Genomic DNA, 24,466 nt, shown 5'->3' with positions numbered 1-24,466 from the left:
AAAAGCAGAGTCAGACTGTCAGACTGTGGAGATCGAGGACTGATGAGAATCCGTAGAGGGAGACCACGGACGCTGAGCGCCGTGCTCGTGACCAGCCTCCTGGCACTGGGCGGCCCGGCGCTCACCGCCCAGGCCGCGGGAGGACCGAACATCGCCCTGGGGGACCGGGCGCAGGCGAGCAGCTCCCACAACGAGTACGCCGCCTCCCACATCACCGACGGCAACCAGGCCACGTACTGGGAGAGCGCGGGCTCCGGCCTCCCGCAGTGGGTGCAGGCCGACCTCGGCACCACCGAGAACGTGGACGAGGTCGTGCTCAAGCTCCCCGCGGGCTGGGAGAGCCGCAGCCAGACCCTCGCCGTCCAGGGCAGCGCCGACGGCACCAGCTTCAGCACCCTCAAGAACAGCGCGTCGTACACGTTCAGCCCCGGCTCCGGGAACACGGTGACCGTGGCGTTCCCGGCCACCCGGACCCGCTTCGTCCGTATCGCCGTCACCGAGAACACCGGCTGGCGGGCGGCGCAGCTGTCCGAGCTGGAGGTGCGCTCGGCCGACGGCTCCTCGGAGAACCTCGCCGCGGGCCGCCCCCTGACGGCCAGCAGCCACACCCAGGTGTACGCCGCCGCCAACGCGGGCGACGGCAACCGGGCGACGTACTGGGAGAGCGCGGGCAGCCAGTTCCCGCAGTGGCTCCGCGCCGACCTCGGCTCCTCCGTGCGGGTGGACCGGGTCGTCCTGCGGCTGCCGGAGAGCTGGGAGGCGCGCAGCCAGACCCTGAAGATCCAGGGCAGCGGCAACGGCACCGACTTCACCGATCTGACGGCCTCCCGCGCCTACACCTTCGACGGCGCGAGCGGCCACTCCGCCACCATCGCCTTCGACGCCACCACCACCCGGTACGTCCGCGTCCTGGTGACGGCGAACTCGGTGCAGAACGCCGCCCAGCTCTCCGAACTGGAGGTCTACGGCCCGCTCACCGGCGACACCCAGGCCCCCAGTGCGCCCGCGAACCTCGCCTACACCCAGCCCGCCACCGGCCAGATCCGGCTCACCTGGAACGCGGCCACCGACAACGTGGGGGTCACGGGCTACGACATCTACGCCAACGGGACACTGCTGACCAGCGTCGCCGGTGACGTCACCGCCTTCACCGACACCCGGCCCGCCGACCAGACCGTCTCCTACTACATACGGGCCAGGGACGCGGCCGGGAACCAGTCCGCCAACAGCAACACCGTCACCCGCGCCGCGCAGACCGGGGACACCCAGGCCCCGACCGCCCCGGCGAACCTGACCCTCACCGAGCCGGCCACCGGCCAGATCCGGCTGACCTGGACCGCCTCCTCGGACAACACGGGCGTCACCAGGTACGACGTCTACGCCAACAACACCCTGCGCGGCAGCGTCGGCGGCGATGTCACCACCTACACCGACACCCAGCCCGCGACCAGCACGGTCACCTACCAGGTGCGGGCCAAGGACGCGGCGGGCAACGAGTCGCCGCCGAGCAACAGCGTGACCCGCAACGGCAGCGGCGGCGGCTCCGACCTCGCCGTCGGCAAGCCGGTCAGCGCCTCGTCCGTGGTCCACACCTACGTGGCGCGCAACGCCAACGACAACGACCTCGCCACGTACTGGGAGGGCGCGGGCGGCAGCTACCCGAACACCCTCACCGTCGGGCTGGGCGCCAACGCCGACCTCGACCGGCTGGTGCTGAAACTGAACCCGGACGCCGCCTGGTCGGCCCGGAACCAGACCATCGAGGTCCTGGGCCGTGAGCAGGACACCCAGGGCTTCACCTCCCTGGTCGCGGCGAAGAGCTACCGGTTCGACCCGGCCGACGGCAACAGCGTCACCGTGCCGGTCTCCGGGCGAGTCGCCGACGTGCGGCTGAGGTTCACGGCCAACTCGGGCGCCCCGGCCGGGCAGCTCGCCGAGTTCCAGGTGATCGGGGTCCCGGCGCCCAACCCGGACCTGGAGGTCACCGGGCTGAGCGTGTCGCCCGCCGAACCGGTGGAGTCGGACACGATCACCGTGTCGGCCACCGTCCGCAACAGCGGCAGCGCCGCCGCCCCGGCGAGCGGCACGGCGATCCGGCTGGGCGGCACCAAGGTCGCCACCGCGCAGGCCGGCGCCCTCGCGGCCGGTGCGCAGACCACCGTCACGGCTTCCATAGGCCAACGCGAGGCGGGCTCGTACCAGCTCAGCGCCGTCGCCGACGACGGTGGGACGGTCACCGAGCAGAACGAGTCCAACAACACCTTCACCCGGGCGGCCCCGCTGGTCGTCAAGCCCGTCGACAGCTCGGACCTGGTGGCCGCCGCGGTGACCACCGCGCCGTCCAGCCCGGCCGCCGGGGACGCCGTCACCTTCAGGGTGCGGCTGAGGAACCAGGGCACGCGGGCCACCGCGCCGGGTGCCCACGGTGTCACCCTCACCCTCACCGACTCCAAGGGAGCCGTCGTACGGACCCTGACCGGCGAGCACTCCGGCAGCCTCGCCGCCGGGGCGTCGGCCGACGTCGGCCTCGGCCCCTGGACGGCCGCCAACGGCTCGTACACCGTCAAGGTGGTGGTCGCCCCCGACGCCAACGAGGTGCCGGTGAAGAGGGAGAACAACACCTCCACCCAGCCGCTGTTCGTCGGCCGCGGCGCGAACATGCCGTACGACATGTACGAGGCCGAGGACGCCACCGTCGGCGGCGGCGCCACCGTCGCCGGGCCCAACCGGACCATCGGCGACATCGCGGGCGAGGCTTCCGGGCGCCGGGCGGTCAGCCTGGACGCGACGGGGGAGTACGTCGAGTTCACCACCCGCGCCGCGACCAACACCCTGGTCACCCGCTTCTCCATCCCGGACGCGCCGGGCGGCGGGGGCATCGACTCCACGATCAACGTCTATGTCGACGGGGTCTTCAAGAAGGCGCTGCCGCTCACCTCGAAGTACGCCTGGCTGTACGGCGCCGAGGCGTCACCCGGCAACTCACCGGGCTCCGGTGCCCCGCGGCACATCTATGACGAGGCCCATCTGATGCTGGGGGAGACCGTCCCGGCGGGCAGCAGGATCCGCTTGCAGAAGGACGCCGCCAACTCCACCACCTACGCGATCGACTTCATCAACCTGGAGCAGGCCGCGCCGGTCGCCAACCCCGACCCGGCGACGTACACCGTCCCGAACGGCTTCACCCACCAGGCGGTGCAGGACGCCCTGGACCGGGTGCGGATGGACACCACCGGCACGCTCGTCGGCGTCTATCTGCCGCCCGGCGACTACCAGACGTCCAGCAAGTTCCAGGTGTACGGCAAGGCCGTCAAGGTGGTCGGCGCGGGGCCCTGGTACACCAGGTTCCACGCGCCCTCGACGCAGGACAACACCGACATCGGCTTCCGCGCCGAGGCGAGTGCCAAGGGCTCGCTGTTCAAGGGCTTCGCCTACTTCGGCAACTACACCTCGCGCATCGACGGACCGGGCAAGGTGTTCGACTTCTCCAATGTCTCGGACATCGTCATCGACGACATCTGGAACGAGCACATGGTCTGCCTGTACTGGGGCGCCAACACCGACCGGATCACGATCAGGAACTCCCGCATCCGGAACATGTTCGCCGACGGCATCAACATGACGAACGGCTCCACGGACAACCTCGTGTCCAACAACGACGCGCGCGCCACCGGTGACGACAGCTTCGCGCTGTTCTCGGCGATCGACGCGGGCGGCGCCGACATGAAGAACAACGTCTACGAGAACCTGACCAGCACCCTGACCTGGCGGGCCGCGGGGGTCGCCGTCTACGGCGGCTACGACAACACCTTCCGCAACATCCATGTCGCGGACACCCTCGTCTACTCCGGGATCACCATCTCCTCCCTGGACTTCGGCTACCCGATGAACGGCTTCGGGACCGGTCCGACGACGTTCGAGAACATCTCCGTCGTCCGCGCGGGCGGGCATTTCTGGGGTGCGCAGACCTTCCCGGGCATCTGGCTGTTCTCCGCCTCGAAGGTGTTCCAGGGCATCCGGGTGAACCATGTGGACATCGTCGACCCCACCTACAGCGGGGTGATGTTCCAGACCCAGTACGTGGGCGGCCAGCCCGTGAACCCGATCAAGGACACCGTGTTCACGGACATCTCCATCACCGGCGCCCGCAAGAGCGGGGACGCCTTCGACGCCAAGTCGGGCTTCGGCCTGTGGGCCAACGAGATGCCGGAGGAGGGACAGGGACCCGCCGTGGGTGAAGTGACGTTCAACGGGCTGGAGATGAGCGGCAACGCCGTGGACGTCCGCAACACCACCTCCACTTTCAAGATCAATATCAACCCGTAGACCGGCAGTGCTCCGGTGAGGCCGGTACGGGCTGCGCTCGACAGTCCGCACCGGCCTTTTCTCTTCCCTCTGTCAATCAATTACAGAGTCTGCGCGATATCTTGCGCTCGCTTGTCGTCGGTGGTTGAGTGTGCGGCGCCCCACAACGCACCGGCGGTGGGGCGACCTCCACGTTCATGCCCGAAGGGGTCCAGCCATGAGAAGTGCCCGGTTCCGCCGTTCCCGCCGCGCCAGCGCGGTCGCCCTCCTCTCCGCGCTCACGCTGACCGCGCTCGCCGCCTGCGGCACGAGCAGCAGCGACAACGGGGGCGGCGGTGACGAAGGGGGCGGCAACTCCGACCCGGCCGCGCCGCTGGACCCCAAGACCAAGGTCACGATCACCATCGACTGCATGCCGCCCGCGGCGAAGGCGGCCGAGCTGAAGGAGTGGAAGGAAGACGTCGCCGAGTTCAACAAGACCTACCCGAACGTCACCATCGAGGGCCGCTCCACCCCCGGCCAGTGCCTGGAACCCCCGCGCTTCACCGCGATGCTGAAGGCCAAGTCCCAGCCCGACGTGTTCTACACCTACTTCACCGACCTGCCGCAGGTCCTCGACCACGACGGTGCCGAAGACATCACCGCCTACGTCAACGACAAGACCGTCCCGCTGCTGAAGGACATCGACCCGAACGTCCTCGGCTCGCTCAAGCAGGACGGCAAGCTGTACGGCCTGCCCACCAGCAACTACACCATGGGCCTGCTGATCAACCGGGGGCTGTTCGAGAAGGCCGGGCTCGACCCCGACGCCCCGCCGCGCACCTGGGAGGAGGTCCGTGCCGCCGCCAAGAAGATCGCCGGCCTCGGCGACGGCATCGCCGGGTTCGGCGAGTACAGCGCCGCCAACACCGGCGGCTGGCACTTCACCGCGCACATGTACAGCCTCGGCGGCGACATCGTGGACGCCGGCGGCACCAAGGCCGCGTTCAACGACGAGACCGGCCGCCGGGTCGCCGAGAACCTCCACGCCATGCGCTGGGAGGACGACAGCATGGGCAAGACCCAGCTGCTGAAGTGGGGCGACCTCCAGAAGCAGATCGCCACCGACAAGCTCGGCATGTTCCTCGCCGCCCCCGACGACATCGCCTACATGGTCCAGCAACTCGGCGCCGAGTACGAGAACTTCGGCATGGGCCCGATCCCCGGCGGACAGGCCACCCTCGCGGGCGGCAACAACTACATGATCAAGAAGGGCATATCGCCCGACAAGATCAAGGCCGCCGTCGCCTGGCTGAACTTCAAGAACCTCACCGTCGGCAAGGGCCAGTTCGACTGGGCCCGCACCAAGGCCGACAAGCTCCCCGTCGGCGTACCCCAGCCCAACTTCTGGCTCGGCGAGTCCAAGGAGAAGGACGACGCCGCCCGCGTGGAGCACGCCACCATGCCCGTCGCCAACTTCCAGACGTTCATGGACAACCCCGTCCCGGGCAAGGCCGAGCCGCCGAAGGCCCAGGAGATCTACAAGGTCCTCGACAACGTGATGTCCGGCATCCTCACCAACGAGGACGCCGACGTCGACAAGCTCCTCGACACGGCCGAGGCACAGGTCAACCAGGTCCTCGCCAACCAGTGAGGCACCCGCGGCGGGGGCGGCGCCCAGCGGCCCGCCCCCGCCGGGCCCACCGCCACGACCGAGCGGAACGGAAACTCAAGGAGCGACGATGTCGGCCCCCAGCCTCACCCCGAGCACGGCGGACCCGGCCCGCCACACCCCGCCGCGCAAGGCGCCCCCGCCGCCGCCCGGCGGCCGGTTCGCCAAGAGCCTGCGGCGCAACCTCACCGCCCACGGCTTCCTCATCGGCGCGGTCGTCTGCTTCGCGGTGTTCTCCTGGTACCCGATGGTCAGGGAGTTCTTCCTGGCCTTCCAGAAGACCGAGAACGGCGAGACCACCTGGGTCGGCCTGGACAACCTCACCACCGTCTTCAACGACCCGGCGTTCTGGCAGGCCTGGCGCAACACCCTGCTGTTCACCGTGCTCGCGCTGCTCCTCGGCTTCGTCGTCCCGTTCGCCGTCGCCATCGTCATCAACGAGTTCCACCACGGCCAGGGCTACCTCCGCCTGCTGGTCTACCTGCCCGTGATGCTCCCGCCGGTCGCCTCGGTGCTGCTGTTCAAGTACCTCTACGACCCCGGCTACGGCCTCCTCAACGAACTCCTCGGCATCCTCCACCTGCCCGAACAGCAGTGGCTCCAGGACCCCGACCTGTCCATGCTCTCCGTCGTCATCGCCTCGACCTGGATGAACATGGGCGGCGCCGCCCTCATCTACCTCGCCGCGCTCCAGGGCATCCCCGGCGAACTGTACGAGGCCGCCGAACTCGACGGCGCCGGACTCTTCCGCAAGATCTGGCACGTCACCATCCCGCAGACCCGCCTGATCCTGTCCCTGATGCTGCTGATGCAGATCATCGCGACCATGCAGGTCTTCGTCGAGCCGTTCCTGCTCACCGGCGGCGCCGGACCCGAGGGCTCCACCACCACCGTCGTCTACCTCATCTACCAGTACGCCTTCAACTTCAACAACTACGGTGCCGCGGCGGCGCTCGGTCTGCTCCTGCTCGTCCTGCTCGCCGGTTTCTCGGCGGCGTACGTGAAGCTCAGCCGCACCGAGGACGCCTGACGCGAGGGAGACCGGCATGTCCACACGCACACTCATCTCACCGGCCCAACTCGCCCGGCCCCGCGTCAGGCTGCTCTACTGGATCGTCTTCGCGGTGGTGGTCGGCGGGTTCACCCTGGTCTTCCTCGGCCCGCTGTACTGGCTGATCAGCAGCGGCTTCAAGGACGCCCAGGAGGTCGTCCAGACCCCGCCGACCCTCGTCCCCGGCTCCTTCACCCCGGAGAACTACAGCCGCGCCTGGGAGGTCATGGACCTGGCGGGCCTGCTGTTCAACACCCTCTACTACGCCCTCGGCGCGCTCGCCTTCCAACTCGTCCTGGACGTCGCCGCCGCCTACTCGCTGTCCCGGCTGCGTCCCGTCCTCGGCAAGGCCATCCTCGGCATGATGCTCGCCACGCTGATGATCCCGGCGACCGTGCTCGTCGTACCGCAGTACCTGACCGTGCTCGACGTGCCGATCGTGGAACGCAACCTCCTCAACACCCCCTGGGTGATCTGGCTGCCGTCCGTCACCAACGCCTTCAACATCTTCCTGCTGAAGCGGTTCTTCGACTCCATCCCCAAGGAACTCCTGGACGCCGCCGCCATGGACGGCGCCTCCCCGCTGCGTATCCTGTGGTCGATCGTGCTGCCGGTCTCCCGGCCCATCCTCGGCGTGGTGTCGATCTTCGCGGTCGTCGGCGTCTGGAAGGACTTCCTCTGGCCCATGCTCACCCTGCCCGACCCGGCCAGACAGACCCTCAACGTGGGCATCTACTCGCTCTCCAACGGCGTCCCCGTGAACGTCCTGATCGCCGCGCTGACGATCGCCTCGATCCCGACGCTGCTCATCTTCCTGATCTTCCAGCGGAACATCATGAGCGGCCTCACCGCGGGCGGCCTCAAGGGCTGACCGCCCGGCCTCCCCTCCAGTCCACCCCAGCCTTCGCCGCCGGTCCGTGCCAAGCCCCGCAGCCCCGCGGACCGGCGGCGAAGACCCACCTGCCCGAAAGGACCGACACGTGGCAGCCCCGCACTCGCCCCGCACCGACGACTGGTGGCGCGACGCCGTCATCTACCAGGTGTACCCCCGCAGCTTCGCCGACGGCGACGGCGACGGCACCGGGGACCTCGCGGGGGTCCGGGCGAGACTGCCCTACCTCGCGGAACTCGGCGTCGACGCCGTGTGGTTCACCCCCTGGTACACCTCACCCATGGTCGACGGCGGCTACGACGTCGCCGACTACCGCACCATCGACCCCGCCTTCGGCACCCTCGCCGAGGCCGAGAAGCTCATCGCCGAAGCCGCCGGACTCGGCCTGCGCGTCATCGTCGACATCGTCCCCAACCACGTCTCCGACCAGCACCGCTGGTTCCGCGCCGCACTGGCCGCGGGCCCCGGCAGCCCCGAACGCGAACTCTTCCACTTCCGCCCCGGCCGCGGCGCACACGGCGAACTCCCGCCCAACGACTGGCCGTCCCAGTTCTCCGGCCGCACCTGGACCCGCGTCCCCGACGGCGAGTGGTACCTGCACCTGTTCACCCCCGAACAGCCCGACCTCAACTGGGCGCACCCCGCCGTCCGCCGCGAACACGAGGACATCCTGCGCTTCTGGTTCGAACGCGGCGTCGCGGGCGTCCGCATCGACTCCGCCGCCCTGCTCGTCAAAGACCCCGCGCTCGCCGACTTCCAGGAGGGCGTCGACCCGCACCCCTACATCGACCAGGACGAACTCCACGACATCTACCGCGCCTGGCGCTCCATCGCCGACGAGTACGGCGCCATGTTCGTCGGCGAGGTCTGGCTGCCGGACGCCGAACGCTTCGCCCGCTACCTGCGCCCCGACGAACTCCACACCGCCTTCAACTTCAACTTCCTCACCTGCCCCTGGGAGGCCGGCCGGCTGCGCGCCACCATCGACGCCACCCTCGCCGAACACGCCCCCGTCGGCGCCCCCGCCACCTGGGTGCTCTGCAACCACGACGTCACCCGCACCGTCACCCGCTACGGCCGCGCCGACACCGCCTTCGACTTCGCGACCAAGGCCTTCGGCACCCCCACCGACCTCACCCTCGGCACCCGCCGCGCCCGCGCCGCCGCCCTGCTCACCCTCGCCCTGCCCGGCTCCGTCTACCTCTACCAGGGCGAGGAACTGGGCCTCCCCGAGGCCGACATCCCGCTGGACCGCATCGAGGACCCCATGCACTTCCGCTCCGGGGGCACCGACCCCGGCCGCGACGGCTGCCGCGTCCCCCTGCCCTGGACCGCCGACGGCCCCTCCCACGGCTTCTCCACGGCGGCCGAACCCTGGCTGCCGCAGCCTGCCGACTGGGGCACGTACGCCGTCGACCGGCAGAGCGGCGACCCGGACTCCATGCTCGGCCTGTACCAGGAGGCCCTGGCACTGCGCCGCTCCGGCACGGGCTTCGGCGACGGCCCCCTCACCTGGCTCCCCGCCGACGACGGCGTCCTCTCCTTCGCCCGCGGCGACGGCCTGGTCTGCGTCGTCAACCTCTCCGACCGCCCCACCGTCCTCCCCGCCCACCGGCGAACCCTCCTCACCAGCGGCCCGCTCGACGCCGACGGACTGCTGCCACCCGACACCGCGGCCTGGCTGCGCACCTGACACCCCGCCCACCGGCCCCGGTGGCGGCCCCGGCATCCACCCCGGCTCCACCACGCCCCTAGGGCGCCGCCAGGTTCCGGGCCCTAGCGTCAGTGCGAGTCCCGACGGAGTGAGGGAGCCGCGTGATGCGCGCACCGAACAGCCCCGCTGCGCTCTTCAAGGTGGAGCGGGGCCAGCCCAGCGAACACGATCTGGCCGCGCTGGTCGCCGTGATCGCCCAACTACGGCAGCGCCCGGAGCCCGTGAACGGTTCCGCCGCCAAGGAGCGGCGCCCCACCTGGCGGCGCCCGGAGCGCAGACCGTACTACGGAGTCCCGACCAGCTGGAACGCCCCGTAGGACCTACGCTGTCCGGGTGTCCTCCACCCCCCTGCGCCGCGTCGCCGTCCTGGTCCTCGAAGGAGCGAAGCCGCTCGACGTCGGCATCCCCGCGCAGGTCTTCACGACCCGGGCGAGCATGCCGTACGAGGTACGGGTGTGCGGCGCGGCGCCCGGACTGGTGACCGGCGGCGACGGACTGTCGTACCACGTCGCACACGGCCTGGACGTCCTCGACTGGGCGGAGACCGTCTTCATCCCCGGCTACCGGGCGCCCGACCGCGACGACCCGCCGCCCGCCGTCGTCGACGCGCTGCGCGCCGCGCACACCGGGGGCGCCCGCCTCGCCGCCATCTCCACGGGCGCGTTCGCGCTCGCCGCCACCGGGCTGCTCGACGGCCGACGCGCCACGACCCACTGGCACTACACCCGGGCGCTCATGGAGAAGCACCCCCTGATCCGCGTCGACGAGAACGTGCTGTTCGTCGACGAGGGCACCGTGCTCACCTCCGCCGGGGCCGCCTCCGGCATCGACCTGTGCCTGCACATCCTGCGCGGCGACCTGGGGGTGGCCGCCTCCAACCACGCCGCCCGGCGCCTCGTCGCAGCGCCCTACCGCAGCGGCGGCCAGGCGCAGTTCGTGCCGCGCAGCATCTCCGAACCGCTCGGCGAACGCTTCGCCGCCACCCGCGAGTGGGCGCTGCACCGCCTCAGCGAACCCCTCAGCCTGAAGGTGCTCGCCCGGCACGCGGCGGTCTCCCCGCGCACCCTCTCCCGACGCTTCGTCGAGGACACCGGATACACGCCCATGCAGTGGGTGATGCGCGCCCGCGTCGACGCGGCCCGGGAACTCCTGGAGCGCTCCGAGCGCAGCGTCGAGCAGATCGCCGCCGACGTCGGCCTCGGCACCGGCGCCAATCTGCGCCTGCACTTCCAGCACGTCCTCGGCACCACCCCGAGTGAATACCGGCGCACCTTCTCACAGGGGGAGTAGCACCCCGCCGGGGGCTGGCGCGATCCTTGCGAACCATGGCGCTCTCGCCCAGGCCACCGGCGCGCCCGGCGCGCGAGGCTGGTGAACGAACGGAAGGGACACCACTCATGACTCGCATCGCCATCAACGGATTCGGCCGCATCGGACGCAACGTGCTGCGCGCGCTCCTCGAACGCGACAGCGACCTCGAGATCGTCGCCGTCAACGACCTCACCGAGCCCACCGCCCTCGCCAGGCTCCTCGCCTACGACACCACGGCGGGCCGCCTCGGCCGCCCGGTCACCGTCGACGGCGACACCCTCGTCGTCGACGGTCGCCGCATCAAGGTGCTCGCCGAGCGCGAACCGGCACAGCTGCCCTGGGCCGAACTCGGCGTCGACCTCGTGCTGGAGGCGACCGGCCGCTTCACCTCCGCCAAGGCCGCCCGCGCCCACCTCGACGCGGGCGCGAGGAAGGTGCTGGTCGGCGCGCCCTCGGACGGCGCCGACGTCACGCTCGCCTACGGCGTCAACACGGACGCCTACGACGCCGAGCTGCACACCATCGTCTCCAACGCCTCCTGCACGACCAACGCGCTCGCCCCGCTGGCCGCCGTACTCGACGAACTCGCGGGCATCGAGCACGGCTTCATGACGACGGTGCACGCCTACACCCAGGAGCAGAACCTCCAGGACGGCCCGCACCGCGACCCCCGCCGCGCCCGCGCCGCCGCCGTCAACATCGTGCCGACCACCACCGGCGCCGCCAAGGCGATCGGCCTGGTCCTGCCGAACCTCGACGGCAAGCTGTCCGGCGACTCGATCCGCGTGCCCGTCCCGGTGGGTTCGATCGTCGAGCTGAACACCACCGTCGGCCGCGACGTCACCCGCGACGAGGTGCTGGAGGCCTACCGCACCGCCGCCGAGGGACCGCTCGCCGGAATCCTCGAGTACTCCGACGACGCGCTGGTCTCCTCCGACATCACCGGCAACCCGGCCTCGTCCATCTTCGACTCCGCCCTCACCCGGGTCGACGGACGCCACATCAAGGTCGTCGCCTGGTACGACAACGAGTGGGGCTTCTCCAACCGGGTGATCGACACCCTGGAACTCCTCGCCCGGGGCTGACCGGCGCGCCCCGGCGGCGGACCGTTCGACCGGCCACCCGGCGGACACAGGTGACAAAATCGGCCTGTGGACCTGGACGCCGTGGCCGACGAGCTGTACGGCCTGCCGCCGGGCGAGTTCACCGCAGCCCGCGACGAGCGGGCCAGGGCCGCCCGCACCGCGGGCGACCGCGAGCTGGCCGAACGAATCCGTCGGCTGCGCCGCCCCACCCTGGCGGCGTACGCCGGGAACCTGCTGGCCCGTGAGCGGCCGGACGAGGCCGGGCAGCTGCTGCGGCTCGGTGAGGCGCTCCGCCAGGCCCACCAGGACCTGGACGGCGAACAGCTGCGGCAGCTGTCGGCGCGGCAGCACCAGCTCACCTTCACGCTGTCCCGGCAGGCCGGTGAGCTGGCCGCCCGTGCCGGGCAGCACCTCAGCGACGGTGTGCGGCAGGAGGTCCAGGACACCCTGCACGCGGTGCTCGCCGACCCGGCGGCGGCCGGGGAGTGGGCGCGGGGACGGCTGACGAGGGCCCTCGCCGCCCCGGTCGGCTTCCCCGCCGCGGCCACCCGTCCCTCGGCCGCGAAGGTGACCGACCTGGACTCCGCACGCGCCCGGCGCCGCAAACGGCAGGACGAGGAACGGGAGCGGGCCCGCCGGCGGGCCGACGAGGCCCGGCGCGAGCAGGGGAGCCGTGAGGCAGAGCTGTCCGAGGCCGAGGCGGCACGGCGGCGGGCGGAGGAGGAACAACGGCAGGCCGAACAGCGCGTCAGCGACCTGACCCGGCAGCTCCACGACGCGGAACGCGACCAGCGGCGCTCCCAGGAGGCCGCCCAGCAGGCCCGCGACCACGCACAGGCCGCCGACCGGGCACTTCGGGAGGCCCGGCGCCGGGCCGAGGACGCCGCCGCCCGCGCCGACAAGCTCGACCGCCCGTGAGCGGTATCCCCTGACGTCCGCGCCGGGACCCGTCAGCCCGGTGTCGGAACCGAGCCCTCCCGGTCGGAGCGCGGCCACACGTACGGCAGATCGTCCGGTACGCCGGGGAACGTTCCCGCGTACACCTCCGCGTCCTTGCGGACGAGGGCCGAGCGGTGACTGCGGTGGAAGGCCTCGTCACCGAGCCAGGGCGGCAGCTCCCCGGCGTCCGAGAGAGCGGCCTGACCGCGGATCGGCGTCCCGGGGCGCTCGGCGCCGAACCCGGCGACCAGCGACGCGGCACAGCTGTCCTGATGCCCCTGCTCCCGCCACACCCGGCAGACCTCCAGGCCGTAGCGGACCAGTGCCTCCTCGTAGCCGCTCCACATCCGTACGGCCGGATGCCTGCGCCACCCGTATCCCGGCACCGTCAGACCGCGCAGCACCTGGAGCGCCTCCACCCGCTGCTTGCCGAGGCGGCGGCGGTCCAGCAGCAGCGCGGAACGGCGGAAGTCCGGATCGGGCAGGAAGGTCTGCATGATCGCCGTCCTGACATGGGGAACTGGATGGGGGCCGGGAGGGCCGTCCGGGGCTCGCCTACGGCGTACGGCCGCGGTCGTGCTCAACCCTGTTCGCATGCAGCAGGAGCAGACGCGCCAGGTCACGGGCCTCGTCAGCGGTGAGCGCCGCCCAGGTCCCCGGTTCGCCGCCCTGGTCCTGGCCGACGTCCAGGGCGACCCGGCCGATGGGCCGGTCGGCGACCGCGAGCCGCAGACGGCGCACGGCGATCGTGCGCCCGCAGCGGGTCACCACTGATGTGTCCTCGGCCGTGGACGGCCAGTCGCTTCGTGCCGTCGCCATCGGTCTCACGCTCCTCCACGGATGGGTGCCTTTCCCGACGGGAGACCCGCTCGAACCGGGTACCCACCGGGCAGAAGGAGCAGCGCCGGACGCGGCCGGATTGTTCCCGCGCCCGTCACCTGCGCACGGCGCGCACCAGGGCGTCGAGGGCCGTGTGGTGGCCGTCGGCGTCCGTCACCGGCCGGGTGACCGTCTCGGTCCGCACGAGGTCGCAGTGCGGGCGCCACACCCCGGCGATCCGGTCGACGGAGTACAGCACCCGGGGGTCCTGCGGGCCGCCGTACCCGCGCTCGCGATTGGCGGCGTCATGGCCGACGAGCAGCAGCGTGCCCCCGGCGCGCACCCCCCGGACGGCCCGCGTCAGCACCTGCCGCAGCTGCTCCCACGGCAGTTGGAGGTACGCGATCAGCGCCAGGTCGTACGCCCCCTCCGCGGGCGACCAGAGCGTCAGATCGGCGTGCACCGTCCGTAGCCGCACACCCCGGTCGGTGGCCTGGAGGGCGGCCTTCTCCAGCGCCACGGCGGAGAAGTCGACGGCGTCGACCTCCCAGCCCAGTCCGGCGAGCCAGACGGCGTTGCGTCCCTCCCCGGCGGCCAGGTCCACCGCCCGCCCGGTCGGCTTCAGGCCGCCCAGCTCCTCGGCGACGAAACGGTTGGGCTCCGCCTTCCACACCAGCTCGCCGCCCCGGTACCGCTCGTCCCAGGCCGCAGCGTCCAAGGTGCACCTCCGTGTCTCCGCGTCCGGGTCCAGCCCCGGGCCCCAAGGAGATTTAAGGGGATCCAAGGAGATCCAAACATGCCCCCCCGCCCGGCGGCGCGGCCCCGCCGCACCGGACGGGGCCGCGCGCCGCACGCGTCAGAGCTGGAACTCGGCCGGGGAGATGCCCAGCGCCCCGCACACCTCCCGGATCACCATCTCCTCGGCCTGCGAGAAGTGCCCGTCCGCACCGGCGATGACGATGCCCATCTGGATCACCGCACGCGCCTCGGTCGGCTTCTTCGCCGTCTTGACGATCTCCTGCAGGGCCTCGGCCTTGCCCTGCGCGAAGTCGTACGTCAGCCGGTCCACATGCTTGCCGAAGCGCTGGCGCAGCTGCTCCGGCGGGAAGTTCTGCAACACGTCGTTGCTGAGGATCAGCTGCTCCATCTGCTGCCGCTCGGCCCCGTCCACCTGCCCGTCGGCCGCCGCGACCAGCGCGCACATCGCCATGCTGGCGTCCCGGTAGGCGCCGCTCTTCAACTCGGCCTTCAGCGAACCGAGCTGGTTCTTCAGCGCGCTGACCAGCTGGGCCCGCGAGCCACCGCCGGACCGCGTGCCGTGCCCCCCGTGCCCGCCCTGCGCGCCGTGCCCTCCCACGGGGCCCCGGCCACCCTGCTGGAGAGCCTTGGCCTGGTCCTTGAGCCGGTCCCACACTGCCATTGAGGTCACCTCGGTATCGATCTGGGCCATCTTCAGCGAACCCGCTCCACGCGCGCTCGCCCCCTCAACGACGGACCCCCGGGCAAAGGTTCCGCAAAGCACGCCCGCTGTTCAGACCCCCGCGGGCCACGTCTGCCCCGCCCCGCCCATCTCCGGGGCGGGGCGCAGCGGGGTGAGCGCCTCGCTCCGGTCGACGTAACAGAAGGCGTCGTAGCGCTCGGACAGGACGGTGGGCACGTAGTTGCCCAGGCGTTCGTGGCGCGGCTGGTAGACGACACCGATCGCCCGGTGACCACGTTCCTGGTGGAACCACTCGCGCGGACCGGTGGCCGGCGGCCTCTGCAACTGCACATGGGGGAAGACGAACAGGGCACGCCGACCGGACAGCGCCCGGTGCAGCAGCTCCTCCAGGCTGCCGGTGTGGGCGTCCGGCACCTCCATGGTCCGCGGCCGGCCACCCCACTCGTCCGCGGCGGTCACGGTCCCCGAGTGGGAACCGAATCCGACGAGCACCACCCCGTCGGCCATGTGCCGTTCCCGCGCCAGCTGGCCGATGCTGACCGTGCCGGTGTCGACCATGTCCGTGGCGCGGGCGTCCCCGACGTGCGTGTTGTGCGCCCACACCACCGCCTTGGCGGCGGGGCCGTGGTGCTCCGTCAGCCGGTCGAGGGTGTCGGCCATGTGGCGGTCGCGGATGTTCCAGGACTCGGGGCCGCCGCCGAGCACGGCCCGGTAGTAGCGCTCGGCACCCGCGAGCACCTCCGCGTTCTGCCGCGCGGCCAGCTCCGTGAGGGAGCCGTCCGCCACCGCCGCCCGCGCGGCCCGCTCACGCGCCTCGGCGAGCAGGGACATCACCTGCGCCTCGCAGCCCGCGGGCAGCACGCGGGTGGCCAGCGCATACGACTGCGGATCCTCGGCATACGGTTCGAAGCACCGGTACGCCTCGAGGGCCTGGTCCACCCGGTCCGGATCGTGCTCGCGCAGATGGTCGAGGACCGCGTGCAGCGACTCCCACAGGCTGTAGACGTCCAGTCCGAAGAAGCCGACGCGCCGCTCGGGCGGTCGCTCCTCGTTGTGGCCGCGCAGCCACCGGGTGAAGGCGGCCACCTCGGTGTTGCCCCACATCCACGCCGGCCAGCGCCGGAAGCCCGCCAGCACCTCGGCGGGGTCGTCCGGCGAGCCCGGCGCCGCGACCACCGAGGAGTGCACCGCCTGGCAGTCCGGCCAGTCGCCCTCCACGGCGACGAAGGAGAAATCCTTCTCCTCGATCAGCCGCCGGGTCAGCTCGGCGCGGACCCGGTAGTAGTCGGCGGTCCCGTGGGACGCCTCGCCCACCAGGACGTAGCGGGCGTTGCCGACGCGTTCCAGCAGGGGGTCGAGCGACGCCGCGTCGGCGAGGGGCAGGGCGTCGTCCCGGATGCGGAGCAGGTCGGTGTCGGACACGGCGTTCCCCTTCCGTGCGCCCCCGGGGCCGGGTTCCCCGCGGGCGCCACCGGGAAACGGCGCTGCCCCCATGGCGCTACGGCGCGATCCCCACGCCGTCGACGTGGCTCCACGCCCTCTCCTGCTCGGCGGTCAGCGCGGGCCAGCGCAGCCCGCCCGGCCGGGCGTTGACGCGGGTGGCGTAGGCGGAGGGGCGGAAGCCGGGGTCGTAGAAGCAGCCGGTGCCGTAGGTGCGGTCGTAGGTCTCGCAGGATGTCGCGATCGACTGCGGGAGGGGCTTGCGTCCGCTGCGGACCCAGCGGTCGAGGGCGGCGACGGAGGCGGCGTACTCGGAGTCGCTGAGGCTGCTGTGCTCGTGTTCGTCGGTGAACGTCTGCACCAGGTACCGGTCCCGGTCGGCGCCCTGGAGCGTGGCCCGGTAGGCCGCCTCGTGCTCGACGAAGGCCGTGGGGTCGTCGATGGCGTGCAGGGTGAGGACGGGGATGGTGACCTTGCCGGTGAGGTCGCTGTCGTAGGACAGGTCGCGCACCGCGGAAGGGTCGGCCGAGAAGCGTTCCACCCCAGCGTTCAGGGCCTTGTCGTCGTGCGACCCGGAGTAGCGCACCCCCTCGTTGCCGAAGGGGTTGCGGCCGCCGAGGCGGTCGGTGACGATGTCGCGGAACGTGAAGGTGGCGAAGCGCAGGTGGGACTCCAGGGTGCGCTCCGGGATCTTCGTCACGGCGAGGATGTCGTCGAGGTTGCGCTGCTGGAGCGGGGTGCGGTCCCCGGGCGCGGAGGCGTGGCCGGTGCATTCCTGGAGGCGGGCGCGCAGGCCGCTGGAGGTCATGGTGGAGGTCGCGCGCAGGCCCTGCCACAGCGGGTACCGCGGTTCGGTGGGGCGGGGGTGGTTCTGGCAGTAGTACTGGTAGACCACCCGCAGGTCGACGCGGTAGTCGTAGCCGCGGGAGCCGCCCGCCAGGACACCGTTGGTGAGGAGGGCCCCGTCGTAGGGGCGGTCCATGCGCTGTCCGTACACCTCCGCGACCTTGGCCGCGACGTCGCCGCCCCAGGACTGGCCGTGGAGGTAGGTGCGCTCGGGCTCGCCGAAGGCGGAGACGAAGACGCGGCGTACGTTCTCCGTGTCGGCGGCGGCCATCCGTGTGCCGTAGCCGCCTCGGCGGTAGGCCGAACCGGCCCAGGCGTAGCCCTGGTCGACCATGACGTCCCAGCGGCCCAGGTCGTCGAGGCTGCGGGCCGGGTCGGAGGCGTCGCCCAGGTCGGGGCCGCCGTGGGCGTGCACGACGAGGGACCCGTTCCAGTCGTCGGGGACGGCGATCGCGTAGTGGGCGCCGTTCGCGTCCTGGCCGGTGTAGCAGGTGGCCTTCCCGGCGAGCGCGGCCGGACACGCGGTGGTCGCGGGCCGCGGGGCGTCCGCCCGGGCGGGTGTCACCCCGCCGAGCACCCCCACGGCCAGCCCCGCGGCACCGGCGGCCAGCGCCGTCCGACGCAGCCTCCCACGGAGCCGTTCACCTGTTCGCAGTAGTGGATTCGGCCTTCTCAAGGTTCCGCTCCTTGCCTTCGGCGGCGCGTCGTCGCGCAGCGCGCAGCGATGCTAGGAACGGGCCGGGCGCCGGGCCATGGCGTGATCGTTTCTGTTCATAGTGTTCGCGGCGCCGAGCATGGCGGTGCCATGCCGTCACGACGACTCCCGCACCACCAACTCCGTCGGCAGCATCAGATGCCGCCCCGGCGGGCTCGCTTCGGTGATCTCGTCGAGGAGGATGCGGGCCATGGTCCGGCCCAGCTCCTCGACCGGCTGCCGGACCGTCGTCAGCGGCGGGTTGGTGTGGCGGGCGAGCACGGAGTCCTCGAAGCCGACGACGGCGACGTCCCCCGGCACCCGCCGTCCCTGGCGGCGCAGTTCGGCAAGGGCGCTGACGGCCATGAGGTCGGAGGCGGCGAAGACGGCGTCCAGGTCCGGTGCCCGTTCAAGAAGCGAACGCATGGCCTCCCGTCCGCCCTCCTCGGTGAAGTCACCGGATTCGACCAGGACTTCGTCGGCGCGCACCCCGGCCTCCCGGTGCGCGTCCCGCCATCCGGCGAGGCGGCTGCGGCCCACGTCCATGTCGAGCGGCCCGGTGATGGTGGCGATCCGGGTCCTGCCCCGCTCCAGCAGATGCCGGACGGCCGCGGCGGCGCCCCCGGCGTTGTCGGAGGTGACGTGGCTCAGCCGCTCCCGCTCGTCGCGGCGGCCCGCCAGCACCGTGGGCAGGCCCAGCTCCTCCAGCAGTCCTGGCAGCCGGTCGTGGGCGTGCACCGAGACCAGCAGCACCCCGTCGACGCGGCGGGTCGCCACGGACGCCGTCAGCTGGTCGCGCTCCGAGCGGTCGCGTACGAGCATCAGCTGGAGCTGGGTGCGGGTCTCGGCGAGCGCGCCGCTCACCCCGCGGATCAGGGCGGCGAAGAAGGGTTCCGAGCCGAGCCTGCTCTCCGACTCGGGGATCACCAGCGCCACCGCGTTGGTGCGGCTGGTCACCAGGCCGCGGGCGACCGAGTTCGGGACGTAGTTCAGCTCCTTGATCGCCTCCAGGACCCGCTCCCGGGCGTCAGCGCTGACCAGTTCCGAGCCGTTGATGACCCGGGACACGGTCGTGCGGCCCACCCCGGCGCGGGCGGCGACCGTCTTGATCGTGGGACGGCGGTTCCCCACCCTGTGCTCCTCCCGTCGGGCTCGCGGCAGCCCCGGTCGCGGACCTGACCAGCGGCAATTGTGGCAGACGACGAGGGCGGGCCAGCACCCTCCCGGGCTCGGGAGGCGAACGCTCGACCCCGAATAAGTCTGACTAATTGTTTTCAAGTTATTGACATGGCCGTTTCCTGCCAGGAGTCTTCGTACGGCCGGTGGGTACGTTCCCACTCGGCGGTGGGAACGTACCCACCATGATCATCAACCTTGCCCTGATCGTCGTACGAAGTCGTCGCTCCGGTGCGTCAGAGCCGTCCGTTGGAGGAAGAAACATGGGCACAGTCCACAGGTCGTTCCGAACCAGAGCGCTCGCGGCGGTCGCGGCCGCCGGTGCGCTCTCGCTCGTCGTCGGGTGCTCCGGCGACGACGACTCCGTCACGGGCGGCGGCAAGAAGGACGGCAAGACCGTCATCACCATGGGCCTCTTCGGCGTGATGGGCATCAAGGAGACCGGCCTGATCGAGCAGTACGAGAAGGAGAACCCCGGCGTCGACGTCCAGGCCGAGGTCGCCGGTGACGAGCAGACCTACTACACCGCCCTCCAGACCAGGCTCGCCGCGGGCAAGGGCCTGAAGGACATCCAGGGCATAGAAATTGGTAGGGCCAAGGAAATCACCGACACCCAGGCCGGCAAGTTCGCGGACTTCTCCGACATGGCCGGCACCGACCACTTCCTGCCGTGGAAGCAGTCCCAGATCAGCACGGCTGACGGCAAGGTGCTGGGCCTGGGCACCGACATCGGCCCGATGGCGGTCTGCTACCGCAAGGACTACTTCGAGCAGGCGGGCCTGCCCACCGACCGCGAAGAGGTCGGCAAGCTGTGGGAGGGCGACTGGGAGAAGTACGTCGAGGTCGGCCGCACCTTCAAGAAGGACTTCAAGGGCGACAAGGTGGCGTACATGGACGCGGCCAGCGGCCTGTTCAACGCCATGGTCTACGGCCACTCCGAGCAGTACTACGACGAGCAGGGCGAGCTGATCTACGACAAGAACCCGGTCGTCAAGGAAGCCTGGAACCTCGCCGCCGACGCCGCCGAGGACGGGCTGACCGCCAAGCTGCGCCAGTTCCAGCCCGGTTGGGACCCGGGTCTGGCCAACGGCACGTTCGCGACGGCCACCTGCCCCGCCTGGATGCTCAGCCACATCAGTGAGAAGGCCGGTGAGGCGAACAAGGGCAAGTGGGACGTCGCGCGGGCACCCAAGGGCGCCAACTGGGGCGGTTCCTTCCTCGGCGTGGTCGAGCAGAGCCCGGTCAAGGAGGAGGCCAAGAAGCTCGTCGCGTGGCTGACCGCGCCGGAGCAGCAGGCCCACATCTTCAAGGAGATCGGCAACATCCCGTCCTCGCGCGAGGCCCTGGAGAGCCCCGACGTGAAGAGCGCCACCTCGGAGTACTTCAGCGACGCCCCGATCGGTGAGATCTTCGGCGCCGCGGCCCAGGAGATCCCGGACAAGCAGGTGCTGGGCCGCAAGGACGGCACCATCAAGGACACCTTCTCCCAGGGCCTGACCCTGATCGAACAGCAGGGCGCCGCGCGTGACGAGGCGTGGGACACCACCGCGGAGCGCATCGAGAAGGCGGTCGGCTGACCGCCACCCCTCGGGAGTCCGGGGCCCGTCCGTACCGTCGGCGGGCCCCGGACTCCGGCCCCACCCCCGCTCTGAAGGAAGGAACTCCGGTGGCGACCTCCACCACCAGCGCCCGGGCGGATCTCGCCGAGCCGGGCGGCGACGGCGGCAGACGACGGCTCGGCGCACTGCTGCACCGACTGGACATCAAGGGCGCGCCGTACGCGTTCGTCGCGCCGTTCTTCGTCGTGTTCGCCGCGTTCAGCTTCTACCCCCTGATCTACACGTCCTGGATCTCCCTGCACCGGGTCGAACTCGCCACCCTCGACGTCATGGAGTGGGTGGCGTTCGACAACTACGTCGAGCTGTGGAACGACGAACGCTTCTGGAACGCGCTGGCGAACACCATCACGATCGGTGTCATCTCCACCGTGCCCCAGCTGCTGATGGCGCTCGGCCTGGCCCACCTGCTGAACTACCGGATGCGCGGCTCGCTGTTCTTCCGCGTCGCCTCGCTGGTCCCGTACGCCACCTCGGTCGGTGCCGCCGCGCTGGTGTTCACGATGCTCTTCGAGCGCGACTTCGGCATGATCAACTGGGCGCTCGGCGGCATCGGGCTCGACCCGGTGAACTGGGAGGCCGACAAGTGGCCCGCCCAGCTCGCCATCTCCACCATCGTCATCTGGCGCTGGACCGGCTACAACGCACTGCTCTACCTGGCCGCGATGCAGGCCATCCCCGCCGACCGGTACGAGGCCGCCGCCATCGACGGCGCCTCCCGCTGGAAGCAGTTCACCAACGTCACCGTGCCGGGGATCCGCTCCACCATCGTCTTCACCATCGTGCTCTCCACGATCGGCGCCACCCAGCTCTTCGGTGAGCCGCTGATCTTCGGCCAGGGCCCCAACGGTGTGACCGGCGGCGCGGACAACCAGTACCAGACGCTCGGCCTGCTGCTGTACGAGGAGGGCTGGAAGAACTACCAGATGGGCCGCTCCGCGACCGTCGCCTGGGCGATGTTCCTGCTGCTCGTCCTCGTCTTCGTGGCCCAGCGCCTGATCAAGCGCCTGCGTTCCCGTACGTCCTGACCAGGAGTCAGTCATGACCACCGAAAGCCTCCCGGTCCGGACGGACGCACCGCCCCGGACCCCCGCCCGGAAGACCACCGGCCGCCGGCTGCTGGGCCAGCGCGCCGGACGCCAGCACCACGCGGGCCCGCTGGCCTACATCCTGCTCGGCATCACCGCGCTCCTGTCGATCTTCCCGCTGTACTGGACGATGGTGGCGGCCTCCACCGACAACACCCGGGTCAGCCAGACCCCGCCGCCGTTCCTGCCCGGCCCGAACCTGTTCAGCAACCTCGCCCGCGCCTGGGACGAGGCGGCGATGGGCAAGGCCATGATCAACAGCCTGATCGTGGCCGGGGTCATCGCCCTGTCCACGGTGTTCTTCGCGACGCTCGCCGGGTTCGCCTTCGCCAAACTGCGGTTCAAGGGCCGCAACATCCTGCTGATGCTGGTGATCGGCACCATGATGGTGCCGCCGCAGCTCGGTGTCGTCCCCCTGTTCATGATGATGTCCGAGCTGGGCTGGTCGCAGGAGCTGCCCGCGGTCATCTTCCCCACCCTGGTCAGCGCGGTCGGCGTGTTCTTCATGCGGCAGTACCTGTCGGAGGCGCTGCCGGACGAACTCGTCGAGGCGGCCCGCGTGGACGGCGCGCACTCGCTGCGCATCTTCTGGAGCATCGTGCTGCCCGTCGCCCGCCCGGCGATGGCGGTGCTGTTCATGATCACGTTCGTGCACGCCTGGAACGACTTCTTCTGGCCGTTCGTGGTCCTCGACATGACCAACCCCACCGTCCCCGTCGCCCTCACCCAGCTCAGCGCCGGATACATCCGCGACCAGTCCCTGATCATGGCGGGCGCCCTGCTCGGCACCCTGCCGCTGCTGGCGATGTTCATCGTCTTCGGCCGCCAGATCGTCAGCGGCATCATGGCGGGCGCCGTCAAGGGCTGACCCCCGCCCCCACCCCCTCCCACCTGAAAGGACCTACGTGGTCACCGCAGCACAGCAGCAGACCGCGTCCGCCCCGGACGCCTCCCGCACCTTCCCGAAGGGCTTCCTCTGGGGCACCGCGACCGCCTCGTACCAGATCGAGGGGGCCGCCGCCGAGGACGGCCGCACCCCGTCCATCTGGGACACCTACGCCCGCACCCCGGGCCGGGTCCGCAACGGCGACACCGGTGACATCGCCACCGACCACTACCACCGCTGGCGCGAGGACGTCGCCCTGATGGCCGAACTCGGCGTCGGCGCCTACCGCTTCTCCCTCGCCTGGCCCCGCATCCAGCCCACCGGCCGCGGCCCCGCCGTGCAGAAGGGCCTCGACTTCTACCGCCGCCTCGTCGACGAGCTGCTGGCCAAGGGCATCCAGCCCGTCGCCACCCTCTACCACTGGGACCTCCCGCAGGAGCTGGAGGACGCGGGCGGCTGGCCCGAGCGCGCCACCGCCGAACGCTTCGCCGAGTACGCGGCCCTCGCCGGGGACGCCCTCGGCGACCGGGTGAAGACCTGGACCACCCTCAACGAGCCCTGGTGCAGCGCCTTCCTCGGCTACGGCTCCGGGGTGCACGCCCCCGGCCGCACCGACCCGGTCGCCGCGCTGCGCGCCGCCCACCACCTCAACCTCGGCCACGGCATGGCCGTACAGGCGCTGCGCGAGCGGATCGCCGCCGACGCCCGCTGCTCGGTCACCCTCAACATCCACCACGTCCGCCCGCGCACCGACAGCGCCGCCGACGTGGACGCCGCCCGCCGCATCGACGCGCTGGCCAACCGGGTCTTCACCGGTCCGATGCTGCGCGGCGCCTACCCGGAGGACCTGCTCAAGGACACCGCGGCGCTGACCGACTGGTCCTTCGTGCGCGACGGCGACCTGGAGACGGCCCGGCAGCCGCTGGACTTCCTCGGCGTCAACTACTACTCGCCCACCCTGGTCTCCCGCGCCGACGGCTCCGGCACCCACAACTCCGACGGACACGGCGTCAGCGCGCACAGCCCCTGGCCGGGCGCCGACGAGGTCGCCTTCCACCAGCCGCCCGGCGACACCACCGCCATGGGCTGGGCCGTCGACCCGAGCGGCCTGTACGAGCTGCTGCGGCGGCTGTCCTCCGACTTCCCGGAGCTGCCGCTGGTGATCACCGAGAACGGCGCCGCGTTCCACGACTACGCCGACCCCGAGGGCAACGTCAACGACCCGGAGCGCATCGCCTACGTACGCGGCCACCTGGCCGCCGTGCACCAGGCCATCAAGGACGGCTCGGACGTCCGCGGCTACTTCCTGTGGTCGCTGCTGGACAACTTCGAGTGGGCCCACGGCTACAGCAAGCGCTTCGGCGCCGTGTACGTGGACTACCCGACCGGCACCCGCATCCCCAAGGCCAGCGCCCGCTGGTACGCCGAGGTGGCCCGCACCGGGATCCTGCCCGGCGCCTGAGCGCCGCGAGCCCGCCCTCCGCGCCGGAGCACGGGTGCGGAGGGCGGGCG

20 protein-coding genes are annotated in these 24,466 nt (G+C 71.2%); 13 read left to right on the top strand and 7 right to left on the bottom strand.

The window, feature by feature from the left end:
- Positions 1-42 precede the first annotated feature (42 nt).
- The 9 genes from KBY47_RS09895 (at position 43) to KBY47_RS09855 (ending at position 12,927) form a co-directional block, all read left to right on the top strand.
- Positions 43-4,326, top strand: a complete 4,284-nt coding sequence (locus KBY47_RS09895; protein WP_210920618.1) for a discoidin domain-containing protein — start codon at positions 43-45, stop codon at positions 4,324-4,326.
- A gap of 196 nt (positions 4,327-4,522) precedes the next feature.
- A complete protein-coding gene (locus KBY47_RS09890; protein WP_210920617.1) occupies positions 4,523-5,938 on the top strand; it encodes an extracellular solute-binding protein in 1,416 nt (471 codons plus the stop codon).
- An 88-nt stretch (positions 5,939-6,026) separates the two neighbouring features.
- Entirely contained in the window at positions 6,027-6,986 is a 960-nt protein-coding gene (locus KBY47_RS09885; protein WP_210920616.1) for a carbohydrate ABC transporter permease, read from the top strand.
- Between the two features lie 16 nt (positions 6,987-7,002).
- Positions 7,003-7,878, top strand: coding sequence for a carbohydrate ABC transporter permease (locus tag KBY47_RS09880; protein WP_210920615.1), 876 nt, complete (start codon positions 7,003-7,005; stop codon positions 7,876-7,878).
- Positions 7,879-7,987: 109 nt separating this feature from the next.
- Positions 7,988-9,592 carry a glycoside hydrolase family 13 protein gene (locus KBY47_RS09875; protein ID WP_210920614.1) on the top strand — a complete coding sequence of 535 codons (1,605 nt, stop codon included), beginning with the start codon at positions 7,988-7,990 and terminating at the stop codon, positions 9,590-9,592.
- 125 nt (positions 9,593-9,717) lie between these two features.
- Positions 9,718-9,930, top strand: a complete 213-nt coding sequence (locus tag KBY47_RS09870) for an acyl-CoA carboxylase subunit epsilon (protein WP_210920613.1) — start codon at positions 9,718-9,720, stop codon at positions 9,928-9,930.
- A gap of 16 nt (positions 9,931-9,946) precedes the next feature.
- Positions 9,947-10,903 (top strand): GlxA family transcriptional regulator, encoded by a 957-nt coding sequence (locus KBY47_RS09865; protein WP_210920612.1) that lies wholly within the window; start codon positions 9,947-9,949, stop codon positions 10,901-10,903.
- A gap of 107 nt (positions 10,904-11,010) precedes the next feature.
- Positions 11,011-12,009, top strand: a complete 999-nt coding sequence (gene gap, locus KBY47_RS09860; RefSeq protein WP_210920611.1) for a type I glyceraldehyde-3-phosphate dehydrogenase — start codon at positions 11,011-11,013, stop codon at positions 12,007-12,009.
- A gap of 66 nt (positions 12,010-12,075) precedes the next feature.
- Positions 12,076-12,927 carry a hypothetical protein gene (locus tag KBY47_RS09855; RefSeq protein ID WP_210920610.1) on the top strand — a complete coding sequence of 284 codons (852 nt, stop codon included), beginning with the start codon at positions 12,076-12,078 and terminating at the stop codon, positions 12,925-12,927.
- Positions 12,928-12,959: 32 nt separating this feature from the next.
- Here the strand turns inward: KBY47_RS09855 and KBY47_RS09850 are convergent, their stop codons facing one another.
- From KBY47_RS09850 to KBY47_RS09820, 7 genes are all read right to left on the bottom strand, one after another.
- Positions 12,960-13,445: an MSMEG_6728 family protein gene (locus KBY47_RS09850; RefSeq protein ID WP_210920609.1), complete on the bottom strand. Its 486-nt coding sequence runs from the start codon at positions 13,443-13,445 to the stop codon at positions 12,960-12,962.
- Between the two features lie 58 nt (positions 13,446-13,503).
- On the bottom strand, positions 13,504-13,767 hold the full coding sequence (locus KBY47_RS09845; RefSeq protein WP_210920608.1) for a hypothetical protein: 264 nt from the start codon (positions 13,765-13,767) through the stop codon (positions 13,504-13,506).
- Between the two features lie 115 nt (positions 13,768-13,882).
- Positions 13,883-14,485, bottom strand: a complete 603-nt coding sequence (locus tag KBY47_RS09840) for a bifunctional 2-polyprenyl-6-hydroxyphenol methylase/3-demethylubiquinol 3-O-methyltransferase UbiG (RefSeq protein WP_210920607.1) — start codon at positions 14,483-14,485, stop codon at positions 13,883-13,885.
- 138 nt (positions 14,486-14,623) lie between these two features.
- Complete coding sequence (locus KBY47_RS09835) at positions 14,624-15,187, bottom strand: tellurite resistance TerB family protein (RefSeq protein ID WP_210920606.1); 564 nt, start codon at positions 15,185-15,187, stop codon at positions 14,624-14,626.
- A 111-nt stretch (positions 15,188-15,298) separates the two neighbouring features.
- Positions 15,299-16,630, bottom strand: a complete 1,332-nt coding sequence (locus tag KBY47_RS09830) for an erythromycin esterase family protein (RefSeq protein ID WP_308405108.1) — start codon at positions 16,628-16,630, stop codon at positions 15,299-15,301.
- A 76-nt stretch (positions 16,631-16,706) separates the two neighbouring features.
- On the bottom strand, positions 16,707-18,104 hold the full coding sequence (locus KBY47_RS09825) for a hypothetical protein (protein ID WP_247694479.1): 1,398 nt from the start codon (positions 18,102-18,104) through the stop codon (positions 16,707-16,709).
- Between the two features lie 201 nt (positions 18,105-18,305).
- Complete coding sequence (locus KBY47_RS09820) at positions 18,306-19,319, bottom strand: LacI family DNA-binding transcriptional regulator (RefSeq protein ID WP_210920604.1); 1,014 nt, start codon at positions 19,317-19,319, stop codon at positions 18,306-18,308.
- Between the two features lie 308 nt (positions 19,320-19,627).
- Between KBY47_RS09820 and KBY47_RS09815 the strand changes: the two genes are divergently transcribed.
- The 4 genes from KBY47_RS09815 (at position 19,628) to KBY47_RS09800 (ending at position 24,416) form a co-directional block, all read left to right on the top strand.
- On the top strand, positions 19,628-20,941 hold the full coding sequence (locus tag KBY47_RS09815; protein WP_210920603.1) for an ABC transporter substrate-binding protein: 1,314 nt from the start codon (positions 19,628-19,630) through the stop codon (positions 20,939-20,941).
- A gap of 89 nt (positions 20,942-21,030) precedes the next feature.
- Positions 21,031-22,008, top strand: coding sequence for a sugar ABC transporter permease (locus KBY47_RS09810; RefSeq protein ID WP_308405107.1), 978 nt, complete (start codon positions 21,031-21,033; stop codon positions 22,006-22,008).
- 13 nt (positions 22,009-22,021) lie between these two features.
- Entirely contained in the window at positions 22,022-22,936 is a 915-nt protein-coding gene (locus KBY47_RS09805) for a carbohydrate ABC transporter permease (protein WP_210920602.1), read from the top strand.
- Between the two features lie 37 nt (positions 22,937-22,973).
- Entirely contained in the window at positions 22,974-24,416 is a 1,443-nt protein-coding gene (locus KBY47_RS09800; protein WP_210920601.1) for a GH1 family beta-glucosidase, read from the top strand.
- Positions 24,417-24,466: the final 50 nt, after the last annotated feature.

The sequence above is a fragment of the Streptomyces sp. B93 genome (assembly GCF_018070565.1).
GTDB lineage: Bacteria > Actinomycetota > Actinomycetes > Streptomycetales > Streptomycetaceae > Streptomyces.
The sequence above is the reverse complement of the archived record's forward strand: the minus strand, read 5'-3'. Positions and strand labels throughout refer to the sequence as shown.

Coding starts and splice junctions, on each gene's coding strand:
- KBY47_RS09895 (WP_210920618.1), top strand. CDS start 43: ATGAGAATCCGTAGAGGGAGACCACGGACGCTGAGCGCCGTGCTCGTG.
- KBY47_RS09890 (WP_210920617.1), top strand. CDS start 4,523: ATGAGAAGTGCCCGGTTCCGCCGTTCCCGCCGCGCCAGCGCGGTCGCC.
- KBY47_RS09885 (WP_210920616.1), top strand. CDS start 6,027: ATGTCGGCCCCCAGCCTCACCCCGAGCACGGCGGACCCGGCCCGCCAC.
- KBY47_RS09880 (WP_210920615.1), top strand. CDS start 7,003: ATGTCCACACGCACACTCATCTCACCGGCCCAACTCGCCCGGCCCCGC.
- KBY47_RS09870 (WP_210920613.1), top strand. CDS start 9,718: ATGCGCGCACCGAACAGCCCCGCTGCGCTCTTCAAGGTGGAGCGGGGC.
- gap (WP_210920611.1), top strand. CDS start 11,011: ATGACTCGCATCGCCATCAACGGATTCGGCCGCATCGGACGCAACGTG.
- KBY47_RS09850 (WP_210920609.1), bottom strand. CDS start 13,445: ATGCAGACCTTCCTGCCCGATCCGGACTTCCGCCGTTCCGCGCTGCTG.
- KBY47_RS09845 (WP_210920608.1), bottom strand. CDS start 13,767: ATGGCGACGGCACGAAGCGACTGGCCGTCCACGGCCGAGGACACATCA.
- KBY47_RS09835 (WP_210920606.1), bottom strand. CDS start 15,187: ATGGCAGTGTGGGACCGGCTCAAGGACCAGGCCAAGGCTCTCCAGCAG.
- KBY47_RS09815 (WP_210920603.1), top strand. CDS start 19,628: ATGGGCACAGTCCACAGGTCGTTCCGAACCAGAGCGCTCGCGGCGGTC.
- KBY47_RS09805 (WP_210920602.1), top strand. CDS start 22,022: ATGACCACCGAAAGCCTCCCGGTCCGGACGGACGCACCGCCCCGGACC.